Source organism: Collinsella sp. AF31-11 (assembly GCF_003475605.1).
Taxonomy (GTDB): Bacteria; Actinomycetota; Coriobacteriia; order Coriobacteriales; family Coriobacteriaceae; genus Collinsella.
Genome location: NZ_QRQS01000006.1, coordinates 151,197 through 166,825 on the forward strand (window position 1 = coordinate 151,197; position 15,629 = coordinate 166,825).

Below are 15,629 nucleotides of genomic sequence, written 5' to 3' on the forward strand. Positions count from 1 at the left end.
CGTCCGCTACTCAGCCATCTGAGCCTGGACGGCGGTGATGGCCACGACACCCACGATGTCGTCGGCAGAGCAGCCGCGCGAAAGGTCGTTAACCGGCTTGGCAATGCCCTGCAGGATAGGGCCGTAAGCGTCGGCGCCGGCGAAGCGCTGGACCAGTTTGTAGCCGATGTTGCCGGCCTCGAGGTCGGGGAACACAAGCACGTTGGCCTTGCCGGCAACGGAGGAGCCGGGAGCCTTGAGCTGGGCGACGGTGGGAACGATGGCGGCGTCAAGCTGAAGGTCGCCATCGATGGCGAGCTCGGGGGCCTTCTCCTTGCAGAACTTCACGGCCTCTTGGACCTTCTTGGCGACCTCGCCGCCGGCGGAGCCCATGGTGGAGTAGGAGAGCATGGCCACGTGCGGCTCGACGCTGCCCATAAAAGTGGACCAGGAGTGAGCGGAGGCGATGGCGATCTCGGAGAGCTCGTCGGAGGACGGGTTGATGTTGAGGCCGCAGTCGGCGAAGATCAGCGTACCGTCGGTGCCGAACTGCGGGGTGTCGGTGCACATCACGAAGAAGGCCGAGACCAGCTTGGTGCCCGGGGCGGTCTTGAGGATCTGCAGCGCGGGGCGCAGGGTGTCGGCGGTGGAGTGGCAGGCGCCGGAGACCAAGCCGTCGGCGTCGCCCATCTTGACCATCATGGTGCCAAAGTAGGTGGCGTCCATCACCTGGGCGCGAGCCTGCTCGATGGTGACACCCTTCTTGGCACGGAGCTCGGCAAACTTCTGCGCGTACTCCTCGTGCTTCTCGGCATTGCGCGGATCGATGACGGTGGCGCCGGGAACGTTGATCTCGTCGGGGTTGCCCAGGATGACGATCTTTGCCAGGCCCTCCTCGATAATCTTGGTGGCCGCGACGATGGTGCGCGGATCCTCGCCCTCGGGCAGGACGATCGTCTTAAGGTCGGCCTTGGCGGCAGACTTCATACGGTTAAGGAAATCGCTCATGTTACTCCTTACAAGCGTTTCACTAAGCTCCAGGCGCCCGGCTGTTCACGAATAAACCCGCTGCTAGCGGGTTTACCTTTCAAATTTGTACGCCGCGGTGCTTGAGCTTTCCTTGTGTGGCAAGCTCATTATAGGACGCATTAGCGCTATAATCGCTCTGATAAATATGTCTCGAAGAATGTTCGAGAAAAGCCCAGCTAACGAGCCCGTGGCTTTTGACAAGGAGTATCGATGCAGATTACCTCAGGCCTGCCTGAAGGCTTTAACGCCGGCGCGTACGACATGATTGTCGTCGGTGCTGGATATGCCGGTGCCGTTTGCGCCCGCCGTCTTGCCGAGACCATCGGCTATCGTGTTGCCGTTTTGGAGCGCCGTAGCCACATTGCGGGCAATGCCTATGACTGCACTGACGAGGCCGGAATCCTGATCCACGAGTACGGTCCGCATATCTATCACACCTTTAACGAGCGCGTGCACAATTTCCTGTCGCGCTTTACCAAGTGGACGGATTATCAGCACAAGGTGCTCGCCAACATCAACGGCACCCTTATGCCCGTGCCCTTCAACCATGCGAGTCTCAAACTCGCCTTTGGTGACGAGCGCGGCGAGGAACTGTATCAGAAGCTCGTGGAGACCTTTGGCAAGGATGTCAAGGTGCCCATTATGGAGCTGCGTAAGAAGAACGACCCCGACTTGGCCGAGGTCGCTGATTACGTCTACGAGAACGTCTTTTTGCATTACACCATGAAGCAGTGGGGCCAGACACCCGACCAGATCGATCCCTCGATCACCGGCCGCGTTCCCGTCTTTGTGGGCGACGATGACCGCTACTTCCCGCAGGCTCCTTTCCAGGGCATGCCGCAGGACGGCTATACCGCGCTGTTCGAGCATATGCTCGATCACGATCTGATCGACGTGTTCTGTGACGTAGACGCCCGTGACCTCTTTGAAATCAACGAGACCACCGTCAAGATCGACGGCAAGGTCTATGGTGGTGAGATCGTCTACACCGGTCCGCTCGACGAGCTGTTCAACCTCGACCTGGGCGCGCTGCCGTACCGCACACTCGACATGAAGTTCGAGACGCTCGATCTGGATCAGTTCCAGCCCGTGGGCACCGTCAACTACACCACGAGCGAGGACTATACGCGCATTACCGAGTTCAAGAACATGACCGGTCAGGTCCTGCCCGGCAAGACCACCATCATGAAGGAGTACTCCAAGGCCTATACGCCCGGCTCGGGCGAGACACCGTATTACGCCATCCTGGAGCCCGAGAACCGTGAGCTCTACGAGCGCTATCTTGAGCGCGTCCAGAACCTGACGAACTTCCACCCAGTTGGTCGCCTGGCCGAGTATCGCTACTACGATATGGATGCTGTGACCAACTCCGCCCTCGACCTATCGGATGAGATTATCGCCTGCCATGCATAAAGTTATTACATTCGGTATTCCCTCGTATAACGCCGCCAAGGACATGGACCATTGCATCACCTCTATTCTGGAGGGGAGCAATTACGCCACCGATATCGAGATCATCATCGTCGATGACGGTTCCAAGGACGAGACGGCCGCTAAGGCCGACGAGTGGGAGGCGCGTTACCCCGGTATTATCCGCGCGGTGCATCAGGAGAACGGCGGCCACGGTATCGCCGTCCTTTCGGGCCTGCGCGAGGCACAGGGCACCTATTACAAGGTTGTCGACTCGGACGACTGGCTCGACGGCGCAGCCCTTTCGACCATGCTTTCGATCCTGCGCGGCTTTGAGGAGCGCGACCAGCGCGTGGACCTGTTTATCTCGAACTACGTGTACGAGAAGGTTTACGAGGGCACGCATACCGCTATCGGTTACAAGTTTGCCCTGCCGCGCAAAAAGATCTTTACCTGGGACCAGATCGGTCATTTCCGCCTGGACCAGAACCTACTCATGCACAGCCTGTGCTATCGCACGGATGTACTGCGCGAGTCCAACCTTCCCATGCCGCCGCACACGTTCTATGTGGACAACATCTACGCCTACGTGCCGCTGCCGCGTTGCAAGACTATCTATTACGCCGACATCGACCTCTACCGCTACTTTATCGGTCGCGAGGGCCAGAGCGTTAACGAGGCGACGATGGTTAAACGCCTGGACCAGCAGTTCCGCGTTACGCGCATCATGATGGAATCGTTCCACCTGTACAGCGATGTCGAGTCGTCGCGCCTGCGCTCGTACATGATGGGCTACTTCACCATGATGATGGCGATTTGCTCGGTGCTTACCAAGCTTTCCGATGAGGATTGCGCCGATGAGCGCCTGAAGACGCTGTGGGGCGATTTGAAGTCCTACGACGAGCGCATGTATCGTCGTGCGCGCTACGGCGTGGTCGGCTTCTTTACCAACCTGCGCGGACGGGCCGGGGACAAAACCACACTCGGCCTATACCGTCTTGCCTCAAAGATCTTCAAATTCAACTAGGGCAGAAACGCTCGGGTAACGGGGACCCCTGGTCCTTAACTTGCTACTTCGGACAGTCCTGCGCAAGACGGAGGCGCCACTGGCGCCTCCTTTGCGTGCGGAACTCGTATCAAGTTAAGGACCAGGGGTCCTCTGCTATGTCTCGCTTTATGTCAGACGGCTGAATTTGAAGATCTTGGACGCGCGGTACACAGGGGCCTGGGCTGAAAGGGATCTGGTTGAGTAGGTTGCCCGGTGGGGCTTGGTTATGTTTGTCGCGAGTTCCGCACGAGCCGAAGAGCACTTAATGTGCTCTTCGTGCGAGCCAGGACTGTAGAGCAGCAAACATAACCAAGCCCCACCGGGCAACCGGACGAGCTAGTTTACTTTGCGGCGCCGGGGATGCCGTGGGAGGTTTTGGCGGTTTTGGCTCCGTTTGCGATGGCGGTTTCCAGCGTCCTTACGGCGAGCATGCCCAGCAGGTCTAGGGGAATGGCGGCGCTTGCCTGGGCGCCCAGTTTGCCACTGGCGAGGGTGTAGATGGTGTCGCCGTCGTTGGTGGTATGCGTGGGGCGAATGGCGTGCGCGTAGGCGTCTGCTGCCATCTGGGAGACCTTGGTGGCCTGGGCCTTGGTGAGCTCCACGTTGGTGACGATGCAACTGATAGTGGTGTTGGTGCGGTCGAGCGGCATCTGCATAGAGCCGGCGGCGGCAAAAGCGGCGAGCTCCATATCGATGATCTGGTCGCTATCGGCTGCTGCGCGCATGCCTGCCACCCACTCGCCCGTGGTCGGGTCGACGACGTTGCCGCAGGCGTTGACCGAAACCACGGCGCCTACCTTAACGGGACCGAGCGCCACGGCGGCAGTGCCAAGGCCGGCCTTCATGCAGGTGGCGGGGCCCATGAGCTTACCTACGGTAGCGCCGGTGCCGGCGCCCACATTGCCCTGCTCGAGTGTGGTGGGGGTGTTGTCGAGTGCCTCGCGCACGGCGGCGATGCCGGCCTCTATGTCGGGGCGCACGGTGGGATCGCCAAAGGCGAGGTCGAAGATGCAGCTGGAGCACACGATAGGCACCTGCGTGGGGCCGACGGGAAGGCCGATGCCGCGGCTCTCGAGCTCGCGGGCGACGCCGCTTGCGGCCTCCAGACCAAAGGCCGATCCGCCCGAAAGGCAGACGGCGTGGACCTTGTCGACGGTGTTCTCGGGTCGCAGCAGGTCGGTTTCGCGCGATGCTGGAGCACCGCCGCGAACGTCAACGCCGCCGGTGGCGCCCTCGGGTGCCACGATTACGGTGCAACCGGTGCCGGCCTCCTCGTCCGTATAGTTGCCATAGCAAAAGCCATCGACATCGCAGACGTCAATGGCCTCGAGCAGTGTATCCATGTTTAACTCCTATCGGTTTTCCGCCGCGCCATGTGCCCGGTCGGGATCCGTACGGTACGCCAAAATTGTAGGCGCTGGGGGATACCCAGCGCCAGGTGCAATTACGAGAGTTTTTTAATCGCGCGCGCGACGCGAGCGATGGGTAGGCCCACCACGTTATAGAAGTCGCCCGATATATCATGCACGAGCATGCGTCCTCCTGTGCCCTGAATGCCGTAGGCGCCGGCCTTGTCCATGGGCTCACCCGAGGCGACGTAGTGCTCGATCTGTTCGTCGTTGAGCTCGTAGAACGTCACGTCGGTCACATCGACAAAGGACAGGCTCTCGGCGGCGTGCGGAGCCGTGGCGTCGCCGGCCTTGACGATGCAGACGCCGGTCGCCACCTGGTGCGTGCGGCCCGAAAGCTCGCGGAGCATGGTGCGCGCCTCGTCCTCATTTGCGGGCTTGCCCAAAATTCTACCGTCAAACGTGACGATAGTATCGGCAGCGACGGTCAGCTCGTTGGGCTCGGCGTGTTCAGCGGCGACGGCAGCGGCTTTGGCGCGTGCCAGGCGCTCGACGAGCGTAAGCGGAGCTTCGCCATCAAAAGGCGTCTCGTCGATATCTGCTGGAATCACGCGAATGTCATAGCCCGCTTCGCGCATCAACTCGATGCGGCGCGATGATTGCGAAGCCAAAATCATAGCTGAATGCCCTCGGCAACCTTCTCGACGGCCTTGTCGCCGGCGAGCGTGCGCAGCAGCTCAAGGGCAAAGGGGAGTGACTGCGCCATGCCGCTGGCGGTGATGATGTTGCCGTCTTGCGTAACCTTCTCGCCGGTATAGGCGCCTTCGGGGAAGCTTTTCTCAAAGCCAGGGAAGCATGTGGCGCGGCGCCCCTCGAGTAGACCAAGCTCGCCCAGGATAAACGGGGCGGCGCAGATGGCGGCAACGTGCTTGGTCGCGGCGAAATCGCAGACTACGTCGCAGACGCGCTGGTCGGCGCGCAGGTTGGTGGCACCGGGCAGGCCGCCGGGCAGCACGACGCAGTCGTACTCGTCAAAGTTGATCTCGTCAAAGAGGGTATCGCAAGTCACGGGAATCTGCAGCGAGCTCACGACCTCGCGCGTGGGCATGATCGAGACGAGCGTGGCGCGCACGCCGCCGCGACGCATGACGTCGACCATGGTCAGGCATTCAATCGTTTCAAAGCCATCGGCGGCGAGAACGGCAACGCTGGGCATGAGAGTTCCTTTCGTAAGGCGGCATACAATTAGCCGTCTTATACCCCGAAGACCTCCGCTTGCCACGCTCGATTTCCCAATGTTTAAAATAGCCCCGTCCGAATTAGCTACCCCCACCCATCCTCAACAATCTCAATCTGTAACATCCATCGACCAAAACTAGCCCCAACTGTTACAGATCGAGACAGTCCCCAACAGCACCGCCTCGTTCGGAGAACGACCGCCACAGGTACGGCGGGCAGAGGCTCACTTTTTTCCTCGGTTTTTCTTGACGGAATCTCACCTGTTGTAGTACTCTGTCCCAGTCTAAAAACGCGTGGACTTTTCTGGGCGCTAGCCACCTTTTTGCCACGCAACCGAGCAGTCGGTTGCGTGGCTTTTTTCGTCTTGGCAGCAGGTGCCACATGCACCGCCAGAAGACCGCACGAGCCCACCTTCCGACTGCAGGGAACAGACGCACGAGACGTGCGTCTGCAAGATAGCAGACGGAAGGGAGCCTAATGGCAGGAACAAACACAATCAAGCAACAGGCCGCCGGGGCAGGAGCCACGGGCGCGGGACAGGCCAAGGCGGCGCTCCAGGTCTTTGCGGGCGGCGCCTGCTACGGCGCGATGGCCACGACCTACAAGCTCGCCTACGCCGCGGGCTTCACCTCGGCACAGGTGGTGGCGAGCCAAGCGTGGCTCGGCTGCCTCTTCTTCGCCCTCGCCACGCTCGCAGGGCACGCACTCGGGCACCGCTGGCAGCGCGTGGGCTGGAAGCTCGCCCTCAAGCTCATGGGCCTGGGAGTCCTCACCTGCCTCACCTCAATCCTCTACTGCTACGCCATGAGCGTGCTGCCCGCCCCGGTGGCGCTCACGCTCCTCTTCCAGTTCACGTGGCTGGGGCTCGTGTGGCAGACCGTCATGACGCGCCGCCCGCCAAGGCTCCTCCAAGTGGCCTCCGCCCTGGTCATCGTCTTCGGGACGGTGTTCGCCAGCGGCGTCTACAAGGCCGGCATCACCGGGTACGACCCCGTGGCCCTGCTCTGCGCGCTGGGGGCGGCCGTGTCCTGCTCCCTCTTTGTCACCCTCTCCGGCAAGGTCGAGGCCCCCTGCTCGTCCGAGCAGCGTGGCGTCATCGTGTGCGCGGGCTCCGTGGTCATGTCACTCACGGTATGCCCGGACTACGTCGTCTCGGGCGTCCTCGCCCAGGGCATCCTGCCCTTTGCTGTCATCGCCGGCTTCTTTGGCATGCTCTGCCCGGTCCTGCTCTTCGGCATGGGCTCTCCGCACCTGCCCGCAGGCCTCTCCACTGTCATGGCCGCCGCGGAACTCCCCGCCGGCCTGCTCATCGCCATGATCGTCCTCGGCGAGCCGCTCGGCGTCGTCGAGTGGCTGGGCGTCGCCATCATCCTCGCCGGCGTGTGCCTGGCACGGGTCCCCTCCCTGCTTGGAGGCCGGGAGGCACGTCGCGCCGCCGCAGGACAAGCCGTCAGCTAGTCACCCCTTCACAGGCGGCCCGCGCGCATCAGGGAAAGGGCCACGGGCCCGGCGCGTGAGGTCGCAAGGACGTTATAAAGCGTCCCCCGCAGAGATGGGGGCGCCAGAGAGAAGGAGGCACTATGCCATTTCCAAAAGGGTTCCTTTGGGGAGGAGCCACCGCTGCCAACCAATGCGAGGGAGGTTATGACGAGGACGGCCGCGGCCTTGCCAATGTCGACGTCATCCCACACGGGTCGGAGCGCAACGACGTAAGTCGCGGTCTGAGGCGCATGCTCGACTTTGAGCCCGGGTACTACTACCCGGCCCAGACGGGAATCGACTTCTACCACCACTACCGCGAGGACATAGCCCTCTTCGCGGAGATGGGCTTTAAGGTCTTTCGCCTCTCCATCGCCTGGAGCCGCATCTTCCCCAATGGCGACGAGGAAGAGCCCAACGAGGCCGGGCTCGCCTTCTACGAGGACGTGTTCCGCTGCTGCCGCGAGCACGGGATCGAGCCCCTCGTGACCATCACGCACTTCGACTGCCCCATCCACCTCGTCAAGAAGTACGGCGCCTGGCGAAACCGCGCCCTCATCGAGCTCTACAAGCGGCTCGTGAAGGTGCTCTTCAACCGCTACCGCGGCCTCGTGCATTGGTGGATCACGTTCAACGAGATGAACATGATCTTGCACCGTCCCTTCATGGGTGCCGGCCTCGTCCTCGAGCCCGGGGAGAATGCCCGCGAGGCCGAGTACCGCGCCGCGCACAACGAGCTCGTGGCGAGCGCCTGGGCCACCAAGATCGCCCACGAGGTCGACCCGGAGAACAAGGTAGGCTGCATGCTCGCCGCGGGAAGCTACTACCCCTACTCCTGTCGTCCCGAGGACGTCCGCGCAGCGCAGGTCAAGAACCAGGAGGACCTCTTCTTCGTGGACGTGCAGGCACGCGGGCACTACCCCGGCTACGCGCTCAAGATGCTTGAGCGCGAGGGCATCGACGTGGGCATGACCGCCGAGGACGAGCGCATCCTTGCGGAGAACACCGTCGACTTCATCTCGTTTAGCTACTACTCCTCGCGCTGCACCGCGGGCGACCCCGACTCCGTGGGCGGCGTCGCCGAGGGCAACGCCTTCGCCGGCGTGGAGAACCCCTACGTGTGCACGAGCGACTGGGGCTGGGTCATCGACCCGCTGGGGTTCCGCATCACGATCAACGACCTCTGGGACCGCTACCAGAAGCCGCTCTTTGTGGTGGAGAACGGCCTCGGCGCCTATGACGAGGTGCTTCCCGACGGCACGATCGAGGACGACTACCGCATCGCCTACCTGCGCGAGCACATCGAGGCCATGCGCGATGCCATCGAGCAGGACGGCGTCGAGATGCTCGGCTACACCACCTGGGGGCCGATCGACCTCGTGAGCGCGGGCTCCGGCGAGATGGAGAAGCGCTACGGCTTCATCTACGTGGACCGCGACAACCTGGGCAACGGCACGCTCGAGCGCAGGCGCAAGAAGAGCTTCTACTGGTATCAACAGGCCATCGCCACCAACGGAGGCGACCTGGGCTAGCCGCCCGGGCAATATCACTAAGGAGAAAATAATGGCTGAAAAATACGACGACCTGGCCAGATCCATACTCGAGAACGTAGGCGGCGCTGAGAACGTCGCCAGCGTCGCGCACTGCATCACGCGCGTGCGCTTCAAGCTCAAGGACGAGTCCCGCGCCAACACGGCCAAGATCGAGGCCCTCAAGGGCGTCATCCAGGTCATCCAGGCCAACGGCCAGTACCAGGTGGTCGTGGGTAACATCGTCGAGGACGTCTACGACGCGGTCCTGGAGGCCGGCAACTTCTCGAGCGGCGCAAGCGCCGACGACGAGCCCCAGGGCGAGAAGACCGTGGCCTCCGTCATCATCGACCTTATCTCTGGCATCTTCCAGCCCATCCTGGGACCGCTTGCCGCCGCAGGCATCATGAAGGGACTGCTTGCCCTCATCACCTACTTCGTCCCGGACTTTGCAAACGACGGCCTCTACACGCTGCTCTACACCGTGGCTGACGGCTTCTTCTACTTCCTTCCCGTCGCCCTGGCGTTCAGTGCCGCGCGCAAGTTCCGCATGAACGAGTTCACCGGTGTGGCAATCGGCGTGGCGCTCCTCTACCCGACGATGGTCGCCCTGACCTCGGGCGAGGCGCTCGGCAGCATCGACCTCGGCGTGGCCGGCACGTTCTCGTGGTACGCCACCGCCCTCGGGATCCCCATCATCATGCCCGTGTCCGGCTACGTGAGCTCGGTGATCCCCGTCCTTCTCATGGTGTGGTTCGGCTCTATCCTTGAGCGCTGGCTCAAGAGCTGGATGCCGGCTGCGCTCAAGATGTTCCTTGTCCCGCTCGCCACGATGACGGTCTCCATCGTTTTGGGCTACCTCATCATCGGCCCGGTGGCCACCCTCATCACCAACCTGCTGAGCGCGGCATTCTCGTTCATCTTCCAGCTCCCCGTGGTTGGTTCCGTCTTGGGCAGCGCCCTGGTCGGCGGACTGTGGATGTGCCTCGTCATCTTTGGCTTCCACTGGAGCCTCATCCCCATCTCCATCATGAATCTGAACACCCTCGGCCACGACAGCGTGCTCGCCGCCACCATCGGCCACGGGTTCGCGCTCGGAGCGGTCATCTTTGCCATGTACCTCAGAAACAAGGACGAGCGCTTCCGCGGCATCGCCCTTCCCGCGATGATCTCCGCCTTCTTCTTCGGCGTCACCGAGCCGGGCATCTACGGCATCGCCCTCCCCAACAAGCGCGCGTTCGTCGTGGCATGCCTGAGCTCCGCCGTGGGCGGCGCCATCGTGGGAATGACTGGCGCTCTCATGTACATCTCGGGCGGCCTCGGCGTCTTCAACCTGCTCAACTTTATCGACGGGACCCCTGGTGGCGCCGGGATCTCCCACATGATCTTCGCGATCATCGCCTCGCTCGTCTCTGCCGTCCTGGCCTTTGTTATCGAGTTCATCACCTACCGGCCCAACGACGATGAGGAAGGCACCCGCTAGCCTGCGCCCTTTTCGACCAGCTCTATTTAATTGAGGGGCAGTTGAGGTGGGTGAGGGCCGAGGGCGATCAAGGTGGCCGCCCTCGGCCCGGGACAACCTGCCAGAAGGCGTTTAGCTTTCTCGGGCGGCGCTGAAATGAACTGCGCCCCGATACTTGGACGGGTCAATTAGCGGCCTATGCCGCACATGGGGACTGATTTCGGAACTCCTCCGGGGTCAGCCCCTTTTGCTTAACCCGCCTCCTCTTGTTCCAGTGAACGGTATAGGCTTCGAGGTCCCGCTTGAACTCCTCGAAGCTCCGCCACGTCCGGCTCCTGTAGAATTCGTCCTTCAGGCGCCCGGGCAGCAGCTCCGTCGCATGAGCTTGCCCTCGCACGCCGCCGGCCCCGGCCGGGTCCGGGCACCCTTCGGCCTCCCGCTGGCCTTCGGCGCGCCCGCACCCCCTGTCGCAAAGCTCTGCTGCAAGAGTCCTCAGCGTGGCGTCGTGCCTGACTCTCCCGTCCATAAAGAAGCCCCCATTTCTAATGTTCAAGAAATGAGGGGGCGGTTCAATTTCTGGACGGGGATTAAATAATCATTCGGAGCAAATCTATTTTTATCCCCGTGCCAGAAAAATCATCGGGCGTGGTCTGGGGCAAACAGTCTAGTTGCGCTTGAGGTGGACGACGGTTTCGCAGTGGAAGGTTTGCGGGAACAGGTCGACTGGCGTGATCTTTACGGGGGAGAAGGTGCCTTCTTCGACAAAGCGTTTGAGATCGCGCGCCAGGGTGGCCGGGTCGCAGCTCACGTAGGCGACATCGCGAGCACTCGTGCTGGCGATAAGGTCGATCGCCTCGGGGGCGAGGCCTGCACGCGGCGGGTCGACCACCAGGACATCGGCGTCCTGATCGGGGAACTCGCGCACCGCGTCGCCGCCGATGACATCGACGTTATCGAGTTTGTTGATCTCCAGGTTACGGCGCAAGTCGCGCACGGCCGGGCCGTAGGCCTCGACGGCGGCAACAAAGTCGCAGCGGCGGGCGAGCGGCAGGGTGAAGGTTCCAGCTCCGCAATACAGGTCCACGGCAAGTTCGTCTTCCTGCGGGTCGAGCGCCTCCATGACAAGCTCGATCAAAATCTCGGCACCCTTGGTGTTGACCTGGAAAAACGACGGGGCCGAAAGGCGCATCTGGCCGTCGGCGATGTTCTCGGTCCAGGAGCCCTCACCGGCGAGCATCTCAACCTTGGAGACGCGGCGGGCCTTCTTCTCACCCTTGCTCATAACGCGCACTATGCTCGTGGGGTGTGCGGCGTCTGCCAGCACGCGCGAGACTTGCGAGCGCGGGAACGAGCCCGTGGGCGTCCAGAGCGCGACCTCGAGCGCTTTGGTGCGACGCGAGGCGCGAATGCCCACGCGCTCCAAGCCCAGGTCGTGGCTGCCGCTCAGATAGTTAAGCGCGCCGACGACCGATTTGAGCGCCTTGGGAAAACGCTTTTCGAACAGCGGGCACGAATCGACGGTCACGATCTTGCTGGGATCGACGCCGTGCATGCCAAGACGAACGCGGCCGTTAACGACGGTCGGTTCGAGCTCAATTTTATTGCGGTAGCCCCAATCGTCCTTGGTGTGGCGGATAGGCTGCACCAGCTCGTCGACTTGCTCAGGGGTGAACTTGCCGATGCGCTCGAGCGTGGAGCGCAGGTTTTGCTCCTTGGCGGCAAGCTGAGCGGTGCGCGAGAGATTGCCCCACGAGCAGCCACCGCAGACGTCCACGAAGGGGCAGGGAGGCTGAATTCGATCGGGGCTCGGCTCAAGAATCTCGGTGGCGCGGGCGCGCATAAACGACTTGCCGTCCTGCACGATTTCGACCTCGACGGTATCGCCCGCCACGGCGCCCTGCACAAATACGGCCTTGCCGTTGTCGGCGTGCGCCAGACCATCGGCGCCATACGTCATCGATTCTATGGTGAGCTTCATATTCCTGCCTGTCATTCGCGTTGTTGTCCGCAACCATGGTAGCAGGGAAAAGCGCCCCGTACCTGAGGCATTCCTCAAATACGGGGCGCTTCTACAAACGTCTATTTCGTCTTGCCGGTAATGAGCGTCTTAAGGCCTAAGCCGATCAGGCCCAGACCCATACGCACGCGGCCGGGGCGATGGCGCTCGATGGCCTTGGTCTGGCCGGCGGGTTTCTCGCGGTGGGCGCTTGCATGGGGCGCGGACTTGACGGTCTGCGGCCGAGGCTGGGGCTGGGGCTGGGGCGCAGACTCGGGTTCGGATTCCAGGTCGGGTTCAATGACGGTTGCCTGGACCTTCTGGACCTTGGGAACGTCCGCCTGGGGCTTGGGCTTGGGGCCCAGAACAGGTGCGGATTCCGGTTTTGCTTTGGCGACGGGCTCCGAAGCCACGGCTGCGGACTCGGCGTTGCGATAAGCGCGCTCCAACAGGAACTCCTGCGAGTTAAAGGGCTTCTCACCCTCTTTTCGCTCTACGGGAACCCAGGTGCCGTCGCTCGTCAGGCTGCGTGCCTTCACGTTGTCGCGCAGCTGCACGCCCATGTACTCGTGCACCAGCGCGCGGCAGGTGGGGTCGAGCACGGGGAAGGCGATCTCTACACGATGCTCGGTGTTGCGCGTCATCATGTCGGCCGAGCTCAGATAGATCATGTCCGAGTCCACGCCAAAGGCGTAAACGCGCGCGTGCTCCAAGAAGCGTCCGACGATAGAACGTACGTGCACGTTTTCGGTCTTGCCCGCAATGTTGGGCTTCAGGCACGAGATGCCGCGGATGATCATGTCCACGCGCACACCGGCACACGATGCCTCAGCGATCTTGTCGATGACCTCGCGGTCGGTGAGCGAGTTGAGCTTAAAGAATACGCGCGCGGGCTCGCCGGCGAGAGCGCGTTGGATCTCGCGGTCCAGACCGCGCATGATGAGTGGCTTAAGGCCGACGGGCGCCACGCCCAAAAAGCGGTAGTCGCCGCGCAGGTTGCCCAGCGACAGGTTGCGGAAGAACAGGTTGGCGTCTTCGCCGATCCCGGGATGGGCGGTCATGAGCATAAAGTCGCTGTAGAGCTTGGCCGTCTTCTCGTTAAAGTTACCGGTGCCCAAAAGCGTGAGTCGGGTGAGCGCCATGCCCTCGCGATAGGTGAGCTGGCAGATCTTTGAGTGGCATTTAAAGCCCTCGGAGCCATAGATGACGGTGCAGCCCGCTTCTTCCAGACGCTCTGCCCACTCGATGTTATTTTGCTCGTCAAAGCGCGCGCGGAGCTCCATGAGCACCGTGACCTCTTTGCCGTTCTCGGCGGCGTCAATCAACGACTCGCACAGACGACTCTGCTTGGCCACGCGGTAGAGTGTGATGCGCAGCGAGATGCACTCGGGGTCGTATGCGGCCTCGTGTACCAAGTCCAGGAATGGATTCATGGCTTCGTAGGGGTAAAAGAGCAACTTGTCGCCCTGCAGCACCTGCTCGCGAATGGAGCGGGTCATATCGATGGTGGGGTTGGGCTGCGGCTTAAACGGCGTAAAGAGCAGCTCGTTGCGCAGGTGCTCGGGAATTTTGCCCTCGATGCCAAAGACGTAGTCCAGGTTGAGCGGGATGTCGCAGGTAAAGACCGAGCGGCGCGAAAGCTCGAGCGCTTTGCGGATGGTCTTGAGCGTCGCCTTCTCGAGCGAACCGGAGACGGCAAGCACCACCGGCTGCAGGCGCAAGCGCTTTTTGAGGATGCGCTTCATGTGCTGGCGGTAATCCTCTTCCTCCTCGACGCCCTCGCCGTCCGGGTCGATATCGGCATTGCGGGTGACGCGGATGAGCGCGCGGTCGAGCGGCTTATAGGAGCCAAAGCAGCTGTCCAAGCAGGCAAGAATGACGTCCTCGAGCAAGATGTGGGAGTAGGTGCCGGCGGGCGAGGGAATCTCGACCACGCGGTTCATCGAGGCGGGAATCTCGATGAGGCCCAGCAGACTTTCCTCGTCCGTGACACCGTCCAGTCCGCAAGCTAGATAGAGTGCGCCGTTGCGCAGGTTGGGGAAGGGGTGGCGCGGGTCAATGACCAACGGCGAGATGACCGGCGACACGTAGGCCTGGAAGTAGCGGGTGACAAAGGTGCGCTCCTCGGGCGTAAGCGAATCGACGCGAGCGCGGTGAACGCCCAGGGCGTCGAGTTTGCCCTCGATGCTCTTGAAGATGGACTCCCAACGGGTAAGGAGCCCGGGCATTTCGGCCATGACGGCATCGACCTGTTCGGAGGCGGTCATATTGCTCTTGTTATCGACAGGCTGTTTTTTTAGCTCTGCCAGGTCGGACAGGCCGCCCACGCGCACCATGAGAAACTCATCGAGGTTGGACTCGAAGATCGACACGAACTTTAGACGCTCGAACAAAGGAACGGTCTCGTCGAATGCCTCGTCAAGCACGCGGTTATCAAAGCGTAGCCAGCTGAGCTCTCGGTTCTGCGTATACGAGAAGTCGCGCGGCGGTTTGCGCAGCTTTGCGGCGGCTTGCTTCTTTTCGATTTTGCTCGGCATATGCATCTGTCCGTTCAGTCCCTACAGGGGACGGTAGCCTAACACTGTTCTCTATTGTCTCAATTTAGTCGACCTATGGCACGGGCGTATCGCGCGAACGGTATCTTTACCTACTTCTAACGCTGACGAGCCGAAGCACTTACGTCCGGTGCCTTGAGTAAGCGATCTATATCCTCACTCAACTGGTGAGAATGTATGAATAAGAATGATAGCAAGCTGAATATAATCGAATGTAGGTCGAATCGAGGACAAGCGTCATATATATGCAGAAAACCGTTTTCTCTATGCAATTTTGAATCATGGATAACTTTGAGTGTTCAATCTTGATTTCTTAGAAAAATAACGTTTACCTAGGAAAATCTGCTTTACGAAACTGAAGTGCATCATGGGAAATCATATGCGATATACCGTTCATCGTACTTTGCTGACCGTTCGGGGGCGAGGTGGAATTGCGGGTGGAAATTGGATATAACTAGAGCTGTCAGCAAGCAGCGTCCCATATGGAGGGGCGCTGATACATTCGGCCAGTAAGGCCCGAAAGAAAGGTAGGAGGCCATGACGAAAGGTCTGCA

At 61.4% G+C, this 15,629-nt stretch carries 12 protein-coding genes; 5 read left to right on the forward strand and 7 right to left on the reverse strand.

From position 1 onward, the window contains the following. Positions 1–6 precede the first annotated feature (6 nt). A complete protein-coding gene (pta, locus tag DWZ22_RS05495; protein WP_117655322.1) occupies positions 7–987 on the reverse strand; it encodes a phosphate acetyltransferase in 981 nt (326 codons plus the stop codon). Positions 988–1,218: 231 nt separating this feature from the next. Here pta and glf point away from each other — a divergent pair, with 231 nt between their 5' ends. Continuing rightward, positions 1,219–2,421: a UDP-galactopyranose mutase gene (gene glf, locus DWZ22_RS05500; RefSeq protein ID WP_118405627.1), complete on the forward strand. Its 1,203-nt coding sequence runs from the start codon at positions 1,219–1,221 to the stop codon at positions 2,419–2,421. After that, positions 2,414–3,445, forward strand: a complete 1,032-nt coding sequence (locus DWZ22_RS05505) for a glycosyltransferase family 2 protein (protein WP_118098994.1) — start codon at positions 2,414–2,416, stop codon at positions 3,443–3,445. Before glf ends, DWZ22_RS05505 begins: the two co-directional genes overlap by 8 nt. Before the next feature lie 362 nt (positions 3,446–3,807). On the opposite strand, the gene DWZ22_RS05510 is transcribed toward DWZ22_RS05505, so the two are convergent. The 3 genes from DWZ22_RS05510 to DWZ22_RS05520 all read right to left on the reverse strand — a co-directional run bounded on the left by DWZ22_RS05510 (position 3,808) and on the right by DWZ22_RS05520 (position 6,031). Further along, a complete protein-coding gene (locus DWZ22_RS05510) occupies positions 3,808–4,809 on the reverse strand; it encodes a P1 family peptidase (protein WP_118405628.1) in 1,002 nt (333 codons plus the stop codon). A gap of 101 nt (positions 4,810–4,910) precedes the next feature. Further along, the gene (locus tag DWZ22_RS05515) at positions 4,911–5,492 is read right to left on the reverse strand and encodes a nucleoside triphosphate pyrophosphatase (RefSeq protein WP_118405629.1); all 582 of its coding nucleotides are present in this window, start codon (positions 5,490–5,492) and stop codon (positions 4,911–4,913) included. Continuing rightward, a complete protein-coding gene (locus DWZ22_RS05520; RefSeq protein WP_117655326.1) occupies positions 5,489–6,031 on the reverse strand; it encodes a DJ-1 family glyoxalase III in 543 nt (180 codons plus the stop codon). The genes DWZ22_RS05515 and DWZ22_RS05520 overlap by 4 nt, the downstream gene beginning before the upstream one ends. Before the next feature lie 500 nt (positions 6,032–6,531). Between DWZ22_RS05520 and DWZ22_RS05525 the strand changes: the two genes are divergently transcribed. The 3 genes from DWZ22_RS05525 to DWZ22_RS05535 all read left to right on the forward strand — a co-directional run bounded on the left by DWZ22_RS05525 (position 6,532) and on the right by DWZ22_RS05535 (position 10,545). Further along, complete coding sequence (locus DWZ22_RS05525; protein ID WP_118405630.1) at positions 6,532–7,512, forward strand: EamA family transporter; 981 nt, start codon at positions 6,532–6,534, stop codon at positions 7,510–7,512. A 122-nt stretch (positions 7,513–7,634) separates the two neighbouring features. Next, positions 7,635–9,065 carry a 6-phospho-beta-glucosidase gene (locus DWZ22_RS05530; RefSeq protein ID WP_118405631.1) on the forward strand — a complete coding sequence of 477 codons (1,431 nt, stop codon included), beginning with the start codon at positions 7,635–7,637 and terminating at the stop codon, positions 9,063–9,065. 31 nt (positions 9,066–9,096) lie between these two features. Then, positions 9,097–10,545 (forward strand): PTS transporter subunit EIIC, encoded by a 1,449-nt coding sequence (locus DWZ22_RS05535; protein ID WP_118405632.1) that lies wholly within the window; start codon positions 9,097–9,099, stop codon positions 10,543–10,545. A gap of 175 nt (positions 10,546–10,720) precedes the next feature. Here the strand turns inward: DWZ22_RS05535 and DWZ22_RS10285 are convergent, their stop codons facing one another. The 3 genes from DWZ22_RS10285 to ppk1 all read right to left on the reverse strand — a co-directional run bounded on the left by DWZ22_RS10285 (position 10,721) and on the right by ppk1 (position 15,057). Continuing rightward, on the reverse strand, positions 10,721–11,050 hold the full coding sequence (locus DWZ22_RS10285; RefSeq protein ID WP_197032199.1) for an IS3 family transposase: 330 nt from the start codon (positions 11,048–11,050) through the stop codon (positions 10,721–10,723). Positions 11,051–11,188: 138 nt separating this feature from the next. Beyond that, a complete protein-coding gene (gene rlmD, locus DWZ22_RS05545; protein WP_118405633.1) occupies positions 11,189–12,517 on the reverse strand; it encodes a 23S rRNA (uracil(1939)-C(5))-methyltransferase RlmD in 1,329 nt (442 codons plus the stop codon). A gap of 86 nt (positions 12,518–12,603) precedes the next feature. Next, positions 12,604–15,057 carry a polyphosphate kinase 1 gene (gene ppk1, locus DWZ22_RS05550; RefSeq protein ID WP_233546457.1) on the reverse strand — a complete coding sequence of 818 codons (2,454 nt, stop codon included), beginning with the start codon at positions 15,055–15,057 and terminating at the stop codon, positions 12,604–12,606. Positions 15,058–15,629 lie beyond the last annotated feature (572 nt).